This window comes from Shewanella carassii (assembly GCF_002777975.1).
Taxonomy (GTDB): domain Bacteria; phylum Pseudomonadota; class Gammaproteobacteria; order Enterobacterales; family Shewanellaceae; genus Shewanella; species Shewanella carassii.
On the sequence record NZ_NGVS01000033.1, the window covers coordinates 437,490 to 456,692 of the forward strand.

The 19,203-nt window shown below is 52.4% G+C and carries 19 protein-coding genes; 8 read left to right on the plus strand and 11 right to left on the minus strand.

Annotated elements, in window-relative coordinates; all coding sequences use genetic code 11:
• The first annotated feature begins 3 nt into the window (after positions 1–3).
• The gene (locus CBE72_RS18155) at positions 4–855 is read left to right on the plus strand and encodes a TPR end-of-group domain-containing protein (protein ID WP_100145570.1); all 852 of its coding nucleotides are present in this window, start codon (positions 4–6) and stop codon (positions 853–855) included.
• A 37-nt stretch (positions 856–892) separates the two neighbouring features.
• Here CBE72_RS18155 and CBE72_RS18160 read toward each other — a convergent pair whose 3' ends face one another.
• From CBE72_RS18160 to CBE72_RS18175, 4 genes are all read right to left on the minus strand, one after another.
• Positions 893–1,303: a hypothetical protein gene (locus tag CBE72_RS18160; RefSeq protein ID WP_100145572.1), complete on the minus strand. Its 411-nt coding sequence runs from the start codon at positions 1,301–1,303 to the stop codon at positions 893–895.
• Between the two features lie 312 nt (positions 1,304–1,615).
• Positions 1,616–2,125, minus strand: a complete 510-nt coding sequence (locus tag CBE72_RS18165; protein WP_100145574.1) for a M48 metallopeptidase family protein — start codon at positions 2,123–2,125, stop codon at positions 1,616–1,618.
• Between the two features lie 4 nt (positions 2,126–2,129).
• Positions 2,130–2,567: a DUF3010 family protein gene (locus CBE72_RS18170; protein WP_100145576.1), complete on the minus strand. Its 438-nt coding sequence runs from the start codon at positions 2,565–2,567 to the stop codon at positions 2,130–2,132.
• Positions 2,568–2,614: 47 nt separating this feature from the next.
• Complete coding sequence (locus CBE72_RS18175) at positions 2,615–3,970, minus strand: DEAD/DEAH box helicase (protein ID WP_100145578.1); 1,356 nt, start codon at positions 3,968–3,970, stop codon at positions 2,615–2,617.
• Between the two features lie 232 nt (positions 3,971–4,202).
• Between CBE72_RS18175 and rssA the strand changes: the two genes are divergently transcribed.
• From rssA to CBE72_RS18210, 7 genes are all read left to right on the plus strand, one after another.
• Positions 4,203–5,150: a patatin-like phospholipase RssA gene (rssA, locus tag CBE72_RS18180; RefSeq protein ID WP_100145581.1), complete on the plus strand. Its 948-nt coding sequence runs from the start codon at positions 4,203–4,205 to the stop codon at positions 5,148–5,150.
• A 153-nt stretch (positions 5,151–5,303) separates the two neighbouring features.
• Positions 5,304–6,044 (plus strand): hypothetical protein, encoded by a 741-nt coding sequence (locus tag CBE72_RS18185; RefSeq protein ID WP_100145583.1) that lies wholly within the window; start codon positions 5,304–5,306, stop codon positions 6,042–6,044.
• 224 nt (positions 6,045–6,268) lie between these two features.
• Positions 6,269–8,386, plus strand: a complete 2,118-nt coding sequence (nrdD, locus tag CBE72_RS18190; protein ID WP_100145585.1) for an anaerobic ribonucleoside-triphosphate reductase — start codon at positions 6,269–6,271, stop codon at positions 8,384–8,386.
• Positions 8,387–8,470: 84 nt separating this feature from the next.
• Complete coding sequence (gene nrdG, locus CBE72_RS18195; protein ID WP_100145587.1) at positions 8,471–8,956, plus strand: anaerobic ribonucleoside-triphosphate reductase-activating protein; 486 nt, start codon at positions 8,471–8,473, stop codon at positions 8,954–8,956.
• 139 nt (positions 8,957–9,095) lie between these two features.
• Positions 9,096–9,452: a YibL family ribosome-associated protein gene (locus CBE72_RS18200; RefSeq protein WP_100145589.1), complete on the plus strand. Its 357-nt coding sequence runs from the start codon at positions 9,096–9,098 to the stop codon at positions 9,450–9,452.
• A gap of 168 nt (positions 9,453–9,620) precedes the next feature.
• The gene (gene ribA / locus CBE72_RS18205) at positions 9,621–10,238 is read left to right on the plus strand and encodes a GTP cyclohydrolase II (RefSeq protein WP_100145591.1); all 618 of its coding nucleotides are present in this window, start codon (positions 9,621–9,623) and stop codon (positions 10,236–10,238) included.
• Between the two features lie 34 nt (positions 10,239–10,272).
• Positions 10,273–11,106: a hypothetical protein gene (locus CBE72_RS18210; RefSeq protein ID WP_100145593.1), complete on the plus strand. Its 834-nt coding sequence runs from the start codon at positions 10,273–10,275 to the stop codon at positions 11,104–11,106.
• Positions 11,107–11,112: 6 nt separating this feature from the next.
• Here the strand turns inward: CBE72_RS18210 and CBE72_RS18215 are convergent, their stop codons facing one another.
• The 7 genes from CBE72_RS18215 to CBE72_RS18245 all read right to left on the minus strand — a co-directional run bounded on the left by CBE72_RS18215 (position 11,113) and on the right by CBE72_RS18245 (position 18,881).
• Positions 11,113–11,571: a hypothetical protein gene (locus tag CBE72_RS18215; protein ID WP_100145595.1), complete on the minus strand. Its 459-nt coding sequence runs from the start codon at positions 11,569–11,571 to the stop codon at positions 11,113–11,115.
• 146 nt (positions 11,572–11,717) lie between these two features.
• Positions 11,718–12,059 (minus strand): VF530 family protein, encoded by a 342-nt coding sequence (locus CBE72_RS18220; RefSeq protein WP_100145597.1) that lies wholly within the window; start codon positions 12,057–12,059, stop codon positions 11,718–11,720.
• A gap of 227 nt (positions 12,060–12,286) precedes the next feature.
• Positions 12,287–12,619 (minus strand): rhodanese-like domain-containing protein, encoded by a 333-nt coding sequence (locus CBE72_RS18225; RefSeq protein WP_100145815.1) that lies wholly within the window; start codon positions 12,617–12,619, stop codon positions 12,287–12,289.
• Positions 12,620–12,683: 64 nt separating this feature from the next.
• Positions 12,684–12,896 carry a YgaP family membrane protein gene (locus CBE72_RS18230; protein WP_025011137.1) on the minus strand — a complete coding sequence of 71 codons (213 nt, stop codon included), beginning with the start codon at positions 12,894–12,896 and terminating at the stop codon, positions 12,684–12,686.
• Position 12,897: 1 nt separating this feature from the next.
• Positions 12,898–16,143, minus strand: a complete 3,246-nt coding sequence (locus CBE72_RS18235) for an efflux RND transporter permease subunit (protein WP_100145599.1) — start codon at positions 16,141–16,143, stop codon at positions 12,898–12,900.
• 9 nt (positions 16,144–16,152) lie between these two features.
• Positions 16,153–17,178 carry an efflux RND transporter periplasmic adaptor subunit gene (locus CBE72_RS18240; RefSeq protein ID WP_229671938.1) on the minus strand — a complete coding sequence of 342 codons (1,026 nt, stop codon included), beginning with the start codon at positions 17,176–17,178 and terminating at the stop codon, positions 16,153–16,155.
• Positions 17,179–17,597: 419 nt separating this feature from the next.
• Positions 17,598–18,881: an OmpP1/FadL family transporter gene (locus CBE72_RS18245; protein WP_100145601.1), complete on the minus strand. Its 1,284-nt coding sequence runs from the start codon at positions 18,879–18,881 to the stop codon at positions 17,598–17,600.
• Positions 18,882–19,203 lie beyond the last annotated feature (322 nt).

Consider the following 19,203-nt stretch of genomic DNA (forward strand, 5'->3'; position numbering starts at 1 on the left):
AAAATGAAGTTATGGCATGCACTGGTATTGATGTTCTTGAGCCTGGCGTTGCCGGTTACGGCGGCCGAAGAGCCCCCCAAGCCTTATTCTGAGCAGAGTATTTACGACAAGCCCTTGATGGAGCGCTATGTGCTCGATGAGCTCAAGTCGATACGGCAAGACATGCAGTCGCTGGAAAAACGGGTCACGGTTGATATTACCGACCGAGAGTTGGCGGTGGCCGACAAGTCGATGAACTACGCCAATGTGACTGTGACCTACTTCTTTTACCTCATTGCCGCCGCGGTGTCACTGATCGCCTTGGTCGGTTGGCAGTCACTCAAGGATATTCGCGATAAGACCCAGGAGATGGCCAACGAGAAACTGGAGGCGATTGCCGCCCAGTATGAGAAAAAGTTTCAGGAGATGGAGCGTGAGCTGAAACGCAAGAGCCGGATCATTACGGAAAACAACAAGGAAATTGAGCGGATCAACGAGATACACAACTTGTGGATCCGTGCTCAACATTCGCAGACGCCGGAGCAGCGAATCGAGATCTACAACGATATCCTCAAAATACGTCCGGGGGATCTCGAAGCCTTAACCTACAAGGCCGATGCCGCCATGGAAATGGGCGAGTATCACTGGGCGATGAGCATCTGCAACCGGGTGTTGGAAGTGGATCCCAAGAACGCCAATGCGCTTTATCAGCGGGCCTGCGCCTTTACCCGCATGGGCTCGGAAGAGCAGGCGATTTCCGATCTGGAATTGGCTGTGGGCTTCAGTGCCTCACTCAGTGAGGCGGCCAAGGAGGAGAAAGACTTTGATTCCCTGCACGGCTACAAACGTTTTGACGATCTGATCAGCGACGACTGACAGTAATGTCGGGCAATTATCTAGTCCTGCGGCAGGGTTAACCTGCCTGCTGTAGCCGCTGCTGATACTTAAGGGCGCAGCGGCACAGTTTGCCCTTGAGTGCCGGGCAGCCGCCGCAGGGGGATTTCTTAAAGGGGTGCAGCGCAAAGCTCATGCTGCCGGTCTGGGGCTTTAGGCTGTGAAGTTGTCCGAGTTCGACAGAAGCTTGATTGGCGGCAATCCAGGTGCCGGCTCGGTTTTGTAGTTCTGCCTTGAGCAGTTTCTTTTGCGGTTTTTTGAGCTTCTTCTGCCGGGAGAGTTCAGTGGGCAGTTGCTGCTCTAATGCGCTAACCAAGTCTTTGCCAAGGCGTTTGCGGCTGGACTTGCCAAGTGCGGGTAGCGTCTTTTTCAGTGCCTTATTGGCCTGCTTGTGACATATCTTGGAAACATGCTTGCTTATCTTGGGCATAAACCACTCCACACCTTGGCGGTATCCTCATCACTGGCCAAGCCAAAGCCGGTTAAAAGAAGCCATCAGAAGTGGCCTGACGATAACTTTTGAAAAGGCTGTTTGAAAAGCTGACACCAAAAACTAAAGTTGATTTTAAATGAAAACTATTATCAGTCAATATAAGGTTGAGTTTATAACGCTTGGGTTCTTTTGAGGGCAGGTATTGGCGGGAAACGCTTCGAATAACGGCTGGATAGCAACTGGATATATTGCAGAAAGTCCAAGAACCAAACTTTCAGTGCTAAGCGGTTTTGAATGCAGCTCTAACACTCACATTGGGTAGGGATCTTGGTTGGCGTCCAGCAAGCTGAGGTAGATCCTGAGCTCAAACTCCAACTGATGGTAATCAGGCTCCATATAGGTGCACAGTTTGTAGAAAGCCTTGTTGTGTTCTTTCTCCTTCAAATGTGCCAACTCATGCACCACCAACATTCGCAAAAAGGCTTCGGGTGCCCGTTTCAGGCGAGAGGAGATACGGATTTCGTTTTTGGTCTTGAGTTTGTGTCCCTGCTTACGGGCGGCGTAGGTATGCAGCCCCAGCGCCTGATGGCTGAGGCTGATCTTGTCGTCGAAACACACTTTGGCAAGCGGGTTTGATTGACGCAGATAAGTTTGCTTCAGCGCTTGGGTATAGTCCCAAAGCGCTTTATCACTGCGGATCTGGTGTAGCTCGGGATGGCGTTTTCGCAGGTATTCTCCCAGCCTGTCCGTTTGGCTGAGCTGCTGAACTTGCTGCCTGATCTCTTCGCTGTAATGGGCCAGATAATCAAAACCGCTCAAGGGGTTAGACCTTCTTGTAGATCCGCATTTGCAAAAAGGCGTAAGCGGCTTCGAAGGCGTTTTGCTGGAACTTTTTCAGCTCCAGGCCGCTGAAGTCCACTTGTGGTGGATTGCGTTTAAGCTGCTCTTTAATGTTTTGTGGTGTCAGCAGGGTTACCGGCAACTTACCCAATTGAATGGCTGCCTCGAACTTGAAGCTGGCAGAGCTGCCAGCCAGTTTGCCTTTGTATTCGCGCTCGATAATCACGACGTGCTCGACCTGGTAGTCTTCCATCAGCTTATCGAAAGCGAATTGGAATTCCCGAATTGCTTCCTGACTGGCAGGGTTGCTCAAGGTAAATGAGTGACGGCGGCAATCAGGAACGTTGAATACGTCCCCCTGGGCGCTCAGCAAACAGATGACGGCTTCGCCGCCTTTTAATTCAACAGCACAAACTTTCATGGTATTCCTTGTGGTTCATCATGCCGCACCGGCGGCTAATGTTAATCTTATGATTCGGAGTCGCTTTCATTGCCGTTATTTACTGGAGCGGGTTTACGCCTCATTGGGGCATCGCCCACATCCACCCCGGTAATAAAGCGCTTGTCTCTGCCTGACTTGGCCTTGCCCGGTTTAGCCGCTGTTTTGCTGCGGCCCTTGGGTTTGCTGGCTTTGGTATTCTTGGGTTTGCTGCTCTGGCGTTTGGGATCGGCCAGGCCACTGAATTTGGGTTCGAGCCCCTCAAGGGTACTGAACTCGAAGCGGCGACCGAGAAAGCTCTGCACCTTCTTGAAGTTGAACCAGTCCTTGGGACCCACCAGAGACAGGGCATCGCCCTTGGCGCCGGCGCGGCCGGTACGACCGATACGGTGGACATATTCTTCGGCAAACTTGGGCATGTCGAAGTTGACCACCAAGGAGACATTCACCAGATCCAAACCGCGGGAGGCCACATCGGTTGTCACCAGAATTTGCTGCTGGCCGCGGCTGAACTGATCCATTATCTGGTTACGGGCGCTTTGGCGCAGTTCACCACTGAGCGCCACGGCGCTGTAGCCCTCTTGTTTGAGCTTTTCGGCTAATCTGTCGGTATCCTGGCGGGTGGCGGTGAAGATGATCACCTGACGCTGTTGTTCGCGCCTTAGCAGTTCAATCAGCAGCGTCTCTTTATGATCCAGATGGTCACAGAGGAAAATACGCTGGTGTATGTCCTGATGCTCGGCATTGGCGGCGCCAATGGCCACATGCTGTGGGTCATTGAGCAAGGTGGCGGCGATATCATTGACCTCTTCATGTTCCAGAGTGGCCGAGAACATCAGGGTCTGCCGCCGTCTATGGTTGGCGGCGTCGTTGATCGCCTTGAGTTGCGGCGCAAAGCCCAGATCCAGCATACGGTCGGCTTCGTCAAGAATAAGCAGTTCCAGCCCTTCCAGATACAGATGGCGTTGTGACAGGTGGTCGGCAATCCGTCCCGGGGTGGCGACGATAAAGTGTGGATCCCGCGCCAGTGCCTTGGCCTGATCGTTGAAGTTTTCTCCGCCAAGCACACTGATGGCCCGATATTGGGTATTGGCAACCAACAGACGCAGCTGGGCGTAGACCTGGTTGGCCAGCTCACGGGTCGGCAGGAGTATCAGTACCCTGGGATCACGCTTACTGAGCGCCTTGGTGGAGATCACCCTTTGCATTGCTGGCAACAAAAAGGCCAAGGTCTTTCCCGAGCCCGTCTTGGATGAGGCCATCAGGTCTTTCCCGGCCAGCGCCACGGGAATCGCTTCACGCTGAATTTCGGTAGGCTCATCGATACCCATATGTTTAAGGGTTTGCAGCAGACGCTGATCCAGCGAAAAATCGGAAAAATGCAAAGGTGAACTCCTCAATAAAAACGACCGCACATTATAACGGCTTTTACGGCGCTGGGCATGTATTTAGTCAAAGGAGTGTCGAAACACTTGCGACTTTTGTTCAAAAAAGTCGCAAGTGTGTGGCCGGAGTCCTGCCGGATAAAATCTGGAGCAGTACTGGCTTCGGGTGTATGCTGCCTTGACTGTCTAAGCTTAGGCTGCGTGACTGGTAGAAAAATATAAAGGAGAGAGGATGACGCAGAGTCATAACCCTTGTATTGGTATCGCGCTGGGAAGCGGCGCCGCCAAAGGATGGGCCCACATAGGTGTACTCAAGGGACTGGCAGCCATGGGGGTGCATCCGGCCAAGGTCGCCGGTTCATCCATAGGAGCCCTAGTCGGCGCGGCTTATGCTAATGAACGCCTCGAAGAGTTGGAAGACTGGGTGCGTAGTTTTTCCAGTTGGGACGTGTTGGGATTGATGGATATCAGTTGGGGCCGGGGAGGGCTCATCAGTGGTGACCGGGTATTCAGCGCCATTCAGGACCGCATCGGCGATCTCTTGATCGAAGAGCTCAAATACCCCTTTACTGCGGTATCGACCGATCTTTATTCAGGACAGGAGATCTGGTTCAGCCGAGGCGATTTGCGCCAGGCCGTCAGGGCTTCTTGCTCCATGCCGGGGATCATGTCACCTGTGCGTCAGAACCATCGTTGGCTGGTGGATGGCGCTGTGGTTAACCCTATCCCAGTGTCTGTGGCCAGATCCATGGGAGTTGATCTGGTGATAGGTGTCGATCTGCATGGGCACAGACGAGAGCAGTTGCAAATGGTACCTGTGGCACTCAATAGTGCAGAGCCTCAGGCTCAAGGACGGGATATGGCACACGCCTCAGAGAGTGGCTTTATGGATCTGTTGGCCAAGGGTAAGGATTATATTTCCGGTTTGACCGACAAGTTTTCCCTCGGCAACAAGGCCGAGCCTGGGATGCTGGCGGTGATGTCGCAGTCGATGGATATTCTGGAGCAGCGCCACAAGCGCGCGCGCTTGATGGGGGATCCACCGGATATCTTCATTGTTCCCAAGGTATCGGACATAGGTACTATGGAGTTTCACCGTGCCGGTGAGGCGATTGCTGCCGGTGAGAAGGCGGTGCAGCAGGCTTCACATCTGATTGATGCGGCGTTGGGGCGGCTGTAAAAGGCATTGCCTGCAACTGATACGTGTGGGCACACTTCCTGCATAGTCAGCACATCATCAGCATCAGGGTATTTCAAGGCGTTTTTTTGACTATTTCCAGCTAGTTAAGGCTAAAAAACGCACAACTGAATATCTATATGACGGAAAACTGACATGCAGCCTATCCATTCATCAGTGGATCCCAGATTGTCCGGGGTTGATGCCTACGGCGTCAATAATCGTCTTACCAGCGGCAATGGTCTCTCGGTTGTCGATACTGAAACAGTCAATGACAGCAAAAACCAAAGCCAGAACTCGGCCAAAATAGGTCAAGATAGTATCTCTCTTTCCAGTGAGGGACGAAGAGCCGCTAGGGTACAGGAACTGGCCAAGGAGTTTTTCGGCTCTGGTCAGTTCAGTAGTGCCGATTTACCTAAACTCTTGGAACGGCTCTCCGATGAAGGCTTTTTATCGGAAAAACAACTTGGCAGATTGCAAAGCAGTGGTTTGATGGGGGTTGATACTAAGGATAACGCCAGCCTCAAGGAGTTTATTCAGGGGCAGATTGGCCTGCTCAGACAACAGGCCAGCCAAAGCCCTTTACTCAATGCGCTTAAAGGGGCGGACAACCTGATGGGCAATATGGGAATGATGTATTCACCATCAATCTCCTTGGCGGCCAATAAGGTTGCGGCACAGTTGGATACCCTGCTTAAGGGAGAAAATCAAACCGCCGAGAGTGCAGGGAGCAACAGCAATAAGCTAGCGGCCAAGGCCGACTCCGCATTGCAAGATCCACAGCTGTTATCGCGGCTGAGTGGCGTCAGCGCTTTGATGCGTACCGCTGCTGCAGTCGGTAGCCAGCAACAAGCCAGTGGGCAAATCAACAGTTATCTGGCCTTGGCAAAAAGGTAAATTAGGCCCGCCGACTTAGCTTTCGTCCAGGTCCGGGTCAAGGGAAAAATCTCAACAAGTTGTGCTCGTTGGCACTAATCCCAAACTCTTATTCATCATCTCCAATACCATGATCCAGATCATGGTATTGATGGCGGATTTGTCGCTTAATCTCCACATATTGTGCTTGGTTAATAAAACACCACTATATATGGTGTTAAATAAACAACATGGAGACTAATAAAATGCCGGTAGTGATTAAGCGGGACGGGTGCCGTACTCAGTTCGATGAGACAAGAATAAAGGATGCGGTGCTGGCAGCCTCGAGCCACTGCGGTATAGAAGATGAGGACTATGCGGCGACCGTTGCAGCCTTGGTGACTCAGGCCGTGGCTGACAAGGCCGAGGTTAATATCCAGGAACTGCAGGACAAAGTTGAAAATTTGCTGATGGAAGGCCCTTACAAACAAGTGGCCCGCAGTTATATTGAATATCGTCATGATAGAGACATCTGCCGTGAATCCAGCAGCCGTCTGAACCTAGAGATCCGTGGTCTGGTCGAGCAGAGCAATGCGACTCTGCTTAATGAAAACGCCAATAAAGACTCCAAAGTGATCCCCACCCAGAGGGATCTTTTGGCCGGTATCGTCGCCAAACATTATGCCAAACATCATATTCTGCCCAAGGATGTGGTGGCTGCCCATGAGGCCGGTGAGCTCCACTATCACGATCTCGATTATTCGCCCTTCTTCCCTATGTTCAACTGTATGCTGATCGATCTCGGTGGCATGCTGACTCATGGCTTCAAGATGGGCAATGCTGAGATTGAGACACCAAAATCCATCTCCACGGCGACGGCGGTTACTGCACAGATCATCGCCCAGGTCGCCAGCCATATCTATGGCGGCACCACAATCAACCGCATAGACGAAGTGCTGGCGCCCTTTGTGGCCAAGAGCTACGACAAGCATTATCAAACGGCACTCAAGTGGGGGATTACCGACGCCAAGGCGTTTGCTACCGAACAGACCAAGAAAGAGTGTCACGATGCCTTCCAGTCACTGGAGTATGAGGTCAATACCCTGCATACCGCCAATGGCCAGACACCTTTTGTGACCTTCGGTTTTGGTTTGGGTACCAGTTGGGAGTCACGGCTGATCCAAGAGTCTATTTTGCGGATCCGTATGGAAGGTCTGGGCAAGAACCGTAAGACAGCGGTTTTCCCTAAATTAGTGTTTGCTATTCGCGACGGCATCAACCACAAGGCCGGCGACTGCAACTACGATATCAAGCAGTTGGCGCTCGAGTGTGCCAGTATTCGCATGTATCCGGATATTCTCAACTATGAGCAGGTGGTCAAGGTTACTGGCTCGTTCAAGACTCCGATGGGCTGCCGTAGTTTCCTTGGCACCTATGAGGAAAATGGCGAGTTGTTGCACGAAGGCCGTAACAACTTAGGTGTGGTCAGTCTGAACTTGCCGAGAGTCGCGCTGGAAGCCAAGGGGGATGAAGCCGAGTTTTATCGTATTTTGGATCAACGGCTGGCGATGGCCCGCAAGGCGCTGGATACCCGTATCGAACGTTTGGCCAACGTCAAGGCCCGAGTGGCGCCCATTCTTTATATGGAAGGGGCCTGCGGCGTGCGCTTGCGTGGGGATGATAATGTTGCCGAAATCTTCAAAAACGGCCGTGCCTCTATTTCTCTGGGCTACATTGGCCTGCATGAGACAATCAACGCGCTTTATGGTACAGACACTCATGTGTTTGATGATGAGGTTTTACGGCAAAAGGCCGTGGCTATTGTTGCCTACCTCAAGGCGGCCACTGTGCGTTGGAAAGAGGAAACCGGTTATGGTTTCAGCCTTTACAGCACCCCGAGCGAGAGCCTGTGCAGCCGTTTTGCCAAGCTCGATGCCAAGAGCTTCGGTCTGGTAAAAGGGGTCACCGACAAGGGCTATTACACCAATAGTTTCCACTTGGATGTGGAGAAAAAGGTGAATCCTTACGACAAGCTCGACTTTGAACAGCCGTATCCCGAGCTCGCTAGTGGGGGGTTCATCTGCTATGGCGAATACCCCAATATGCAACACAACCTTGAAGCGCTTGAGAATGTCTGGGACTACAGCTTTAACCGTGTGCCTTACTATGGCACCAATACTCCAATCGATGAATGTTACGACTGTGGCTTTACCGGTGAGTTTAGCTGCACCAGCAAGGGCTTTACCTGTCCCAAGTGTGGCAACCATGAGCCAACTCGAGTATCTGTGACCCGCAGGGTCTGTGGTTATCTCGGTAGTCCGGATGCCAGACCTTTCAACCACGGTAAGCAGGAAGAGGTCAAGCGTCGGGTTAAACACCTATAACGACAAACTGGTTTTAAGGAAGGGGTGAAAATTGCTTCCTTCCCTGAATAAAGGCGCCTCACGGGGCGCCTTGTGGATATAAATATGAACTATCATCAATATTACCCCGTGGATGTGGTTAATGGACCTGGTACCCGGGTAACCCTGTTTGTCTCCGGCTGTGAACATCAGTGCCGGGGGTGTTATAACCAGTCAACCTGGGACCCCCGCTCCGGGCATCCTTTCGATGGGGCGATGGCCGACCGGATCATTGCCGATCTCAACGACAGTCGGATCCCAAGACGTGGGCTATCGCTCTCCGGTGGCGATCCTCTGTTCCCGGGTAATCTTGACGCTATCAAGGCCCTGTTGTTAAGAGTGAAGGAAGAGTGTCCTGGTAAAGATGTCTGGCTCTGGACCGGTTATCGTTTGGATGAACTCAGTCCGGCGCAACAAGCCTTGTTGCCACTTATTGATGTGTTGGTGGATGGCAAGTTTGTGCAGGAGCAAGCGGACCCCTCGTTGAGGTTTCGTGGCTCGGCCAACCAGGTGATACACCTTCTTAAAGAGTCTCAACAAGCACAAAAGTGAAAACTGGTTAACACAATTGCTTTTTCCTGCTAAAAAACCCCGTCACCTCGGCTTGAGTTACTGCTATACTGCTGTCCGGCACAGCAACGGCAACCAGGCCGTCCACTCTCAGAGTGTCAGGATTTTGTAAGGTAACAAAATGAATTTGAAGCAGGAGCTGCAACAGCTCAACGATAAGTTGGATCAGTATCGCCGTAAATTGGCTGCAGCAGAACAACGCGGTGACGGTCCTATTATTGCCCAGTTTCAGCGGGAAATCGCCGCTGTGAACAAGCGCATTGCTGCCGTTAAGGGTCAGCAGAGCCGCCAGCTTGGTAAGCAAGGGCAGGGTATCCGTGATTTGCCATTTAGTCGTGAACTCACCAAGGCCGAACAGGCCGACATGGGCAAGCTCAAGAAGTCTGTTAAGGGCTTGGTCGTGGTGCACCCTATGACAGCTTTGGGTAGAGAGATGGGCATTACCGTCGTGACCGGTTTTGCGCCCAAGGCTTTTTAACTGCCGCAGTGACAGCGAATAATAACCAATGAATTCACTTGGGTATTCCGGTTGGTCAAAAAAACGCATAGAATGACCGACCTGAATACTGAGCACGCTTCACTATTATCTTGATTTTGAAGGATGTTAACCGTCTCAGGGAATGAGAGCAGTCGTTAAGGTTAATTCATGTCTATTAAATTTATCGCCACCGCCAAATTGCCAACCCCTTGGGGGGTGTTTGCCATGCATGGTTTCGAAGATACCGAAACGGGTAAAGAGCATGTGGCACTGACTTTTGGTGAGCTCCAAGCCGATAAACCTATGCTGGGACGGATCCATTCGGAATGTCTCACCGGAGATGCCCTGTTCAGCCTGCGCTGCGACTGCGGCTTTCAACTACAGACCGCGATGCAAAATGTTGCCGAAGCCGGGCAAGGCTTTATTCTCTACTTGCGCCAAGAAGGTCGTGGTATAGGGCTGTTGAATAAGATCCGTGCCTACAAGTTGCAGGACGATGGCGCCAATACAGTGGAAGCCAACGAGCGCCTAGGCTTTCCGGCCGATATGCGCAAGTACGATATGATTGCGCCGATGCTGGAAAAAATCGGTGTCCATCAGGTTCGGCTGATGACCAATAATCCTCGCAAAGTGAAGGCGATGAAAGAGCTTGGCATCGAGGTCATCGAACGTGTGCCACTGCAAGTGGGCAAAAACCGTTATAACGAAGCCTACCTGAAGACCAAGTCGACCGAACTTGGCCATATGATGTCTGAGTATCATTTTACTGAAGACCATCAGGACTGAGTCATCAAAGATGAATCCATAGGGGAAGGCTAAAATGAGTAACGGCTTGAGTCGCTTACTGAAGATAACTTCCCCGTGGCTGCTCCTGTTCGCGGCATCAAGCATTGCCGCAGAGTCCCCTGGCCATGCCCGGCCGCCTGACAACTCCCACTATGCCTTTGGCAGCTATCTAGGTAGCGGGGTTTATCGCGCGTCTGAGCAGGATGCCACTGTCATCAGCTTATCGCTGGACTTTACGCTGGAGCAGAGTGAAGACACGGAGTTCTTGCTACGCCTGCCTATCTCGGTGGGCTTTTTCAACTATAGCCTCGAAGATGCCGGTGAGTTTGAGTTGCCTTCCAGTGTCGGTACCCTGACTGTGACACCAGGCTTTGAAAAGCGTTGGCGCCTGGATGATAACTGGCGCATTGAGGCCTATGGCGATCTCGGTTTTGGCAGTAATTTTGACCAAGGCGGTAATGTCGCCATCATGGCTGCCGGCATCAGTGGCTTACGTCATTTTGAACTGTGGCAGGCAGATTCTTTGTGGGTGACACGGTTGAAATTTGCCGCCTACAGTGAACGGGCTTTCAGCATTAGCCAGAGCTTTTCCGTATTGCAAACCGGGGTGGATGTTGGCTTGCCCTATCGCTGGTCCTGGCGGGGGCTGCAGATACAGCCTCGGATATTTGCCTTGGGCTACTGGTACTTTGATCATCTACAGTTTGCCGGCGATCTCAATCGGGATACTCTGGTGTCCGGCAGTATTGAACTGGGCGCCACCCTGGCTCTTGCCAAGCCAGTGCTTGGCATAGACAGATTGGGGCTCAGCTATCGCAGCGGTGATGGGCTGGAGATCTGGCGCTTGGTGTTCAGCATGCCAATCTAAACGACATCAACCCTTGTTGGCAGCATCTTCATCTTGTTTGGCTTTCTCATTAAGCAAAGAGACCAGTTGGCCGCTGACGGCAGCTATCTGATTTTGCAATAATTTGCGCTCTATTTCGGCAGCCTCTGAGTTATCGCCATTGAGTTGTTGCAGTTCCTGTTGTAACTCCTTGAGTTTGTCCTGCAGCTCTTTAATCTTCTTGTCAATGTCTGACATACCCGAGGTCTCTTCCTCGGCAGTTTTCTGCGCCTTTGATGTCTGCGCTGAACTATTTTGGTGCAGCTTGCCACCTAGATCATCGGCCAGCGCTTGGCGCCCAGCAGAAGAAATATTCACTTTATCTTGGCTGTTTGAGCTTATGGCACTGTTTTCTTGCACTGTGTCTTTGGCGGCCACATTAACCTCGCTCAGGCTTCGGGAACCGGTTCCCTGAGTGACCTGTTGACCTAAACCTGCAATGTTCATTGATAAACTCCTTGGTGACAGTAATTATTGGCGCTGATAGTCGTGAATAGAGTATCGACTCCCAAGAACAGAACTTTAACCGTTTTAAGATTAAATTTGTATAAAATATAGCGGCTTGCGTGCTGTATTTGCTTTCATTAATTGGGTTATTTGCCCCAGATATGGGCATTAGTTTGTGGTTTGTCGGCACTGGTTTTTTTGACTGGCTTGGAGTTGATAGCAGGCGCTGAACTGCCCAGCAAATGAGGCGGAATGGGCAAGCCTTTGCTGGTTAGGTAGAGGCGCTCCAATTTTTCCCTGGCCCATTGGGTCTTTCGCAAAAAGGTCAGACTCGATTTAATGCTGGGATCATGGCTAAAGCAGCGCACCCTTATCCTTTGTGCCAGGCCATCAAAGCCGTACTGCTCAACCATCTCTGTGAGTATCGTCTTGAGTGTCAGGCCGTGCAGGGGATCTTTATTGGCTTGAGGGGAATTGGAAAATGTCATCAATGAGCCTTGGCATGTGGTGATAAGAAGCGGCAATAGTATAGCAGCTTTAATCACTAAGCCTTAAAAGTTCGATGCGCAAGTCGATTTGTCGGTTCCGTAAGTCTCATGGCGGAACCAATGGGGCGGGCGATTATTCAGTTGTAGTTCGCTTGGGAGTTTGTGTGCAACCGTTGTGCGTAAAAGACCGGGCCCATTAATGGGCCCGGCGGTCGTGTCAGCGCGGCTTAACGACCGGCGCTGGCCTTGAGGGTATAGTAGCCACCACCATTGTATACCGCCTGATAACCGGCGTTATCCAGCGACTCCTTGGCAATGCCTGAGCGGCGACCGCTACGGCAGTAGACAACTACAGGGGTGTCCTTGGCAATGCCCTGTTTGGCGAAGACTTCGACTATCTGCTCAAAGGGGATATTGATAGCCTCTGGCAGGTGTCCCTCGGCGTATTCTTCCGGGGTTCTGACATCCACCAGCATGGCGCCCTGGGCGACCTTGGTCAGCGCCACCTCGGGAACCATCTGCTCGGCGCGAACGCTGAGGCTCAGCAATAGACCAAACATCAGAGTCGTTAGCCACAGGAATTGGCGTTGGGTACGGGTTACTATTTTCACTTACATTCCTTAATCAGTGGGCCTTGGCCTGTTCAGCCTCCGTTTTCATACCGAATTTACGCATCAGCATGCTGGCAGGACAAAAGCCGGTAAAAGCACTTTGGAATAGGTTAGCGCCAACAAACAGAGTTAGCCATACAAAATTGTGATGGACAGTGGCGGTTAACAGTAATGACAACATCACCATAAATCCGGCAAAGGCCATAGTGGCACGTTCTACAGACATTTTAAGCTCCTTTGGCCGCCTGGGCCTGGTTGATTACTGAGTCGATGCGCTTGCGCATCAGGGCATAGTAAAGTACCGGGATCACCACCAATGTCAGCAGGGTGGAGATCAGGATCCCGAAGATAAGGCTGATGGCCAGACCGTTGAAGATCGGGTCATCCAGAATAAACATGGCGCCTATCATGGCCGCGAGGGCCGTGAGCATAATAGGTTTGGCCCGCACGGCGCCTGAGTGAATGACCGCCTGTTCAAATGGCACTCCGGCAGCGGTTTCCTGGTTGATAAAGTCCACTAGGAGTATGGAGTTACGCACTATGATCCCCGCCAGCGCTATCATGCCTATCATGGAGGTGGCGGTGAACTGGGCGCCGAGCAAGGCGTGTCCCGGCATGACCCCGATAATGGTCAAGGGGATAGGCGCCATAATGATCAGCGGTACCAGATAGGAACGGAAGTGGGCCACCACCAAGAGATAGATGGCAATCATGCCGACCCCATAGGCCAGGCCCATATCACGGAAGGTTTCATAGGTGATCTTCCATTCGCCATCCCAGAGTACGCTGATGGCATCCAGGCCATCGGGTTGGCTGAAATAATGCTGGTTGAAGCCAAGGCCACCTTCTGAGTCGATATCCGCCGCCATTTCAAACATGCCGTACAGTGGGCTGTCGAGCGGCCCGGCCATGTCGGCAATCACCATGATCATCGGGATCATGTTTTTGTGAATGATGGGCGCGTCTATCTGCCCCTTGCGGATTGTCACTAACTCGGCCACAGGCACAGTGCCGCCATGGAGGCTGTCGAGGCGCAGATTAAGCACTGAAGTTAAATCCAGTTTGTCGGCCTCCGGCAGTTCCAGGCGAATGGGCACCGGGCGTTTCTGCATCGGCTTATGCAGCACATTGATATCCTTGCCGCCGACAGCGGTGGCCACCAGATCCACTATGTTGGCGTAGGGTACGCCCAGCAGACTGGCCTTGCTGCGATCGATAAGCACCTGCCATTTCTGCTGTGCCGCCGGCAGGAAGATATCGATATCTACCACATCCTCGGTAGTCTGGAACAGTGACTGCAGCTCTCTGGCCGCCTGCTGGCGAATGTCTTGGCTGGGGCCATAGACCTCGGCCACAATCGGCGACCACACAGGTGGGCCGGGGGGCACTTCCACCACTTTGACATTGGCGTTGAAGCCCCGGGCGATTTGCTGCAGCGGGCCGCGCACCGCCAGGGCTATGCTGTGGCTGTCTCTGTCCCTGTGCTGTTTGTCACTGAGATTGACCTGAATATCGCCAAGCTCCTGACTGTTGCGGACAAAGTAATGCCTGACCAGGCCGTTGAAGTTGATCGGGGCATGGGTGCCGGCATAGAGCTGCAGATGCTGCACTTCGGGTACAGTCACCAGATAATCGGACAAGGCCTTGAGGACTTTTTCCGTCTGCTCCACCGGCGTGCCTTCCGGCATATCCACCATCACCTGGAATTCGCTCTTGTTGTCGAAGGGCAACATCTTGAGCACCACCAACTGGCCAACGGGCAGGGCAACGGCCATGCCTATCAGCACAAACACGCCGGCCACCATGCCTACTCGGGCCTTGCGGCTCTCGAGGAATGGCTTGATAAGCCGGGTAAACAGCCTGAGCATTACAGGGCTGGCGTTGTCGCTATGCCCCTCGCCACCCTTGTGTCTGAGCAGTTTGTGACTGAGCCAGGGAGTGACCACAAAGGCCACCGCCAGGGAGATCAACATGCCCATGCTGGCGTTGATGGGAATAGGGCTCATATAGGGGCCCATCAGCCCCGAGACAAAGGCCATCGGCAGCAATGCCGCAATAACGGTAAAGGTCGCCAGAATGGTGGGGCCACCCACTTCATCCACGGCAGCGGGAATGAGTTCACTCAGGCTGCGTTTGCCCATGGCCATATGACGGTGGATGTTCTCCACCACGACAATGGCATCGTCCACCAAAATACCTATGGAGAAGATCAGTGCAAACAGGGATACCCGGTTGAGGGTAAAGCCCCAGGCCCAGGAGGCGAAAAGGGTAATCGCCAGGGTAATGACAATCGCCACACCCACCACCAGTGCCTCGCGCATTCCCATGGTGAACACCACTAGGATAACCACAGCGGCGGTTGCAAAGATCAACTTGAAGATCAGAGTGTTGGACTTGTCAGCCGCCGTTACGCCATAGTTGCGCGACACGGTGACATTGACATTGTCCGGAATAAGCAGGTTACGGCTCTTTTCCACCTTGGCAAGGATAGCATCGGCCACATCCACGGCGTTTTCACCCGGTTGTTTACCTATGGCTATGGTCACTGCCGGGAAGACGCCTTTAGCTTCTGCTTCGGCGTTGTGACCGTTCTGATGCCAGGCGCCATAGAGGGGGACATCGGCCTTGAGGCTGATATCGGCAATATCACTGAGGAAGACTGGGGCGGCCTTGCCTTGGCTGTCATTGTGCACCGCGACCACCAGTTGCTGCACATCCTCCAGCGAACGCAGGAACTGGCCGGTCTGCACCTTGATCTCCTGGTTATCTTGCACCAGAGACACGGGCATGGAGACCGCATTGTTGGCGCCGAGCGCCCGGTTGATGGCATCGAAGCTGACACCATAAAAACTCATTTGGGCCGGATTGATGCGCACATTGAGCACCAACTCATGGGACCCCATGGACTCGACATCTCGGGTGCCGGGAATGCGTTTGAGTTCGGTTTCGAGCCCATGGGCCACATGAGTCAGTTGCTGAGCCGAGACACCGGGATCCTCTGACCAGAGAGTCAGGCTGACAATGGGCACATCGTCTATGCCCATGGGTTTTATCAAGGGATCGCCCACACCCGCGGCTCTGGGCAGCTTGTCCAGGTTGGAATAGATTTGATTGTAGAGTTTGACTATCGCCTCGTTGCGGGGCACACCCACCTCAAAGATGACGATGATCATAGCGCCATCGGGCTGCGAGAAGGAGTAGAGGGTATCGATGCCTTTTATCTGCGAGATCACTTCTTCTGCCGGCAGGGTAACCAACTGCTCGACTTCGGTCGGTGTGGCGCCGGGGAAGGGGATAAACACATCGGCAAAGGTCACATCTATCTGAGGCTCTTCCTCCTTGGGAGTGACCAAAATGGCAAACATCCCCAGCAACAAGCCCAGCAGGGCCAGGAGCGGCGTAATGGCACTGAGCTGGAAACTGGCGGCAATGCGGCCGGAGATGCCGGTGTTATTTTCGCTGTGATTAGCCATGAGTTCCCCTTACTTGGCCTGGCGCTGCTCGAGCAGCAACTGATAGGCGTTGGCGGCGACTATGTCTCCGGCTTCGAGTCCTGCCAGTATGGTCACGCCATCGTCACGCACATCTCCCAGACGTACCTGTTGCAGGACAAAGTTATCGCCGCGCTTGAGGTAGACGGCCGACAGCTCATTGACGCTGTAAAGCGCTTCTTTGGGCAGCACTATCTCCTGGCGTTTGTCTATGGCAAAGCGCACCTTGACGAAACTGCCGGGCAGCAGATCGCCTGTGTTGGTCGGCAGTGGCAGTCTCACCTGAAAGGCGCGGCTCTGCTCATCACTGAAACCAAAGACCTTGGGGGTAGTGACGTAAAAACTGCGGCCATCGGCTAGGATAACCGTCATCTTGTCTGTGGCTTTGGCGGCTTGAAGAAAACGCTGCGGCAGTTGCATCACCACCCGCATCTCATCGTCGGCAAAACCGGATAGGAGCGGCTGACCGGGAGCGACCGTTTCTCCCTCTTCCACATGTCTGGCCGTGACTATGCCAGCGTATGGTGCGCTGACGACTGTGTATTTCAGTGATTCTTTTGCCTGAATGATCCTCGCCTTGGCCGCGCTGGCCGCTTGGGAGGCTGACTTGGCATTGGCTATGGCCTGATCCATTTGGCCGCGGGAAATCGCGCCCTTGGGAAACAGTTCCTGATAGCGCTTAAGCGTCAGCTGCGCTTCGGTATCCAAGGCTCTGGCTCTGGCGTATTCCGCCTCGGCTGCCGTCAGGGACGCGCCTTGCTCTTCACTGGTGATCTCAAGCAGCGCCGCCCCGGCGGGGACTCGGTCGTTGACATCATAGTAAAGCTTGAGGATCCGTCCCGAGGTCTGGGCCGACACGGTTGCGGCCTTGACCGCCTCGAGCCTGCCGTCCAGAGTCAGCAACTGGGTGTGCTCTGTCTGCTGGACGGTAAGTGTCGTCAGATCTGCAGCATTAAGTGTTTGATTGAACAATAAAGCAGGCAGTAATAGGGTCAGTATTGATGTTATTTTAGGCATGAGCTGCTCTCGAATAAAGTCCATGAGAAAATTCTAATGAATAAAGTGTGGAGCTGCAACTGTTAATTGTTCAGTATAGTTAAATAAGTTATCAAGGTCGTCACGAACGGGCACAGGATAACGGCTAAAAGATCAAGAACTTTGGTCTAAGTTTAAAGCTTTTGACACTGCCGATATTGGGTGGATTCTGAACAAAGAAGCGCTGGATATCTGTCATGTATCCAACATCAGGGGGAAGTGAATATCCTGAAAAGGAGTGAATACTCCTTGGCATAAATAGCTGGCGGGGTTTTTTTGGGCAATCTAGCGCCTTGGTGAAATCGCTTGCTAATGGTTTTTCGCCGCTAGCCGGTTGTTTTAAAATAAAAAGACCGCCCTAAAGGGCGGCCTTGTCAGCTTAAATTTGTTGGAGTTTTGGCTCAGAACTGATAGCTGTACTGCACTGAGTAGTACATGGCTTCTGATTTGGTAATGGCGTTAACCGGGCCAACTACTGCACTGTTTTCTACCAACTCAACCTCTTCACCTTTAACAAAGGCCATGCCGAAGTCGATGGTTTGATGTTGGTTGATGTGGTAGCTCAGGCCAGCGGTGAACCATTGACGGTCAGAGTCTGGGATGGAGATAGAGCTGATTTCATCAACCACACCATTGTCGAACATGTAACCTGCACGCACTGTGAACTGCTCATTGATGTCATAGGTTCCGCCTACACTCATCAACCAGGAGTTTTTCCACTGGTACTGTTTCAGAGGGGCGTTAACATTGTTGGCAATCACAGTACCTGTACCATAAATGCTGCTGACACCATCTTTGGCAGTAATTTGATCAAAGTTGCCCCAACGGGTGTATTGAGCCGTGTAATGAACCGCAAAGTTTTCGGTTAACTGGTGGAAACCGGCCAACTGGAAGATATCGGCCAAAGGCACTTCCAGCTCATCAAACAGGGTTGACGCGAAGCTGCCTGTTTGGCCTAAAGGTGTCAGTGTCGCAATATGGCCACTCACATCGACATTGGGGCTGTAACGGTAGCTCAGGCCAAAACGATTGTTCTCATTCAGCTCAAGCGTGGCACCAACGATGCCGCCAATACCCCAACCATCGGCATCCACATCGACCAAGGGCATTTGATTGTAATAGCGATCCAGGTTGCCTTCGCCATAAACTAAATCCAGTCCGACGCCCAGACTCAACATATCATTGATGCGGTAAGACACACTGGTGTTGAAGTTGATGGTGGTTACTTCGGTATTACCGATCAGATCATAGGGAGCCGCAACTGTCTTGCTATTGACCAATGATGCGCTGTCTGTGCCGGTACCGAAGTTGGAAAAGGCCGCAAAACCGACAGCCCATTTATCGTTCAACGGCTGGATGTAATAGATGTTGGGGATCCATTTGACGCTGCCTGCATCATCAATTCCACCCAGATCCACCTGGCCACCCATGAAGTTAACGTCTTTGATATCTACCTGGACGTCTACAGTAGTGACACCAACCGAGATAGCGGCTTTGTCAAACAGTGCCATGGCGGCTGGGTTACGGGATAACACAGATGCGTTATCGGCGATCACGGCATCACCGGCAAAGGCGCGGCCGATACCTGTGGCGGATTGGCTGTTGAGTTGGAAACCGGCTGCCAGAGATTGGCCACTGATCAGCGCGACAGAAACTGCGATAAGAGTCTTGTTGAAATACTTCATTATTATCTTCTCTTTTTATGTTTGCAGGTTGGCTGTCAGTCTTTAAACCCCACAGACACCCGCCTGTTTAATCCCGTGCATCTTATGGAGGCCCTGTACCGCTAACAACTCCGACCAGATGTGATCTTTTGTAATATTTTGGTTAATTTCAGCGAATGTGCAGCGAACGTGTGACGAACTTACAAATATGGATTGAGCTGTAAAAGCAGCAATAGCTGAATTCAAGGCGTTTGGAGGTACTCACTTGACATGTTGCGCCGCTGTGAAATTGAGTGAAACAATAAATTACAAAGCTGCGGTGCGTTTGGCGTACAAGTGTACG

Bases quoted from the DNA above. Each gene is read 5' to 3' on its own strand.
- CBE72_RS18230 (WP_025011137.1), bottom strand. From the start codon at position 12,896: ATGTCTGTAGAACGTGCCACTATGGCCTTTGCCGGATTTATGGTGATG.
- CBE72_RS18245 (WP_100145601.1), bottom strand. From the start codon at position 18,881: ATGAAGTATTTCAACAAGACTCTTATCGCAGTTTCTGTCGCGCTGATC.
- CBE72_RS18160 (WP_100145572.1), bottom strand. From the start codon at position 1,303: ATGCCCAAGATAAGCAAGCATGTTTCCAAGATATGTCACAAGCAGGCC.
- CBE72_RS18170 (WP_100145576.1), bottom strand. From the start codon at position 2,567: ATGAAAGTTTGTGCTGTTGAATTAAAAGGCGGCGAAGCCGTCATCTGT.
- CBE72_RS18215 (WP_100145595.1), bottom strand. From the start codon at position 11,571: ATGAACATTGCAGGTTTAGGTCAACAGGTCACTCAGGGAACCGGTTCC.
- CBE72_RS18210 (WP_100145593.1), top strand. From the start codon at position 10,273: ATGAGTAACGGCTTGAGTCGCTTACTGAAGATAACTTCCCCGTGGCTG.
- CBE72_RS18185 (WP_100145583.1), top strand. From the start codon at position 5,304: ATGCAGCCTATCCATTCATCAGTGGATCCCAGATTGTCCGGGGTTGAT.
- nrdG (WP_100145587.1), top strand. From the start codon at position 8,471: ATGAACTATCATCAATATTACCCCGTGGATGTGGTTAATGGACCTGGT.
- ribA (WP_100145591.1), top strand. From the start codon at position 9,621: ATGTCTATTAAATTTATCGCCACCGCCAAATTGCCAACCCCTTGGGGG.
- CBE72_RS18200 (WP_100145589.1), top strand. From the start codon at position 9,096: ATGAATTTGAAGCAGGAGCTGCAACAGCTCAACGATAAGTTGGATCAG.
- rssA (WP_100145581.1), top strand. From the start codon at position 4,203: ATGACGCAGAGTCATAACCCTTGTATTGGTATCGCGCTGGGAAGCGGC.
- CBE72_RS18240 (WP_229671938.1), bottom strand. From the start codon at position 17,178: ATGCCTAAAATAACATCAATACTGACCCTATTACTGCCTGCTTTATTG.
- CBE72_RS18235 (WP_100145599.1), bottom strand. From the start codon at position 16,143: ATGGCTAATCACAGCGAAAATAACACCGGCATCTCCGGCCGCATTGCC.
- CBE72_RS18220 (WP_100145597.1), bottom strand. From the start codon at position 12,059: ATGACATTTTCCAATTCCCCTCAAGCCAATAAAGATCCCCTGCACGGC.
- nrdD (WP_100145585.1), top strand. From the start codon at position 6,269: ATGCCGGTAGTGATTAAGCGGGACGGGTGCCGTACTCAGTTCGATGAG.
- CBE72_RS18225 (WP_100145815.1), bottom strand. From the start codon at position 12,619: ATGTTTGGTCTATTGCTGAGCCTCAGCGTTCGCGCCGAGCAGATGGTT.
- CBE72_RS18155 (WP_100145570.1), top strand. From the start codon at position 4: ATGAAGTTATGGCATGCACTGGTATTGATGTTCTTGAGCCTGGCGTTG.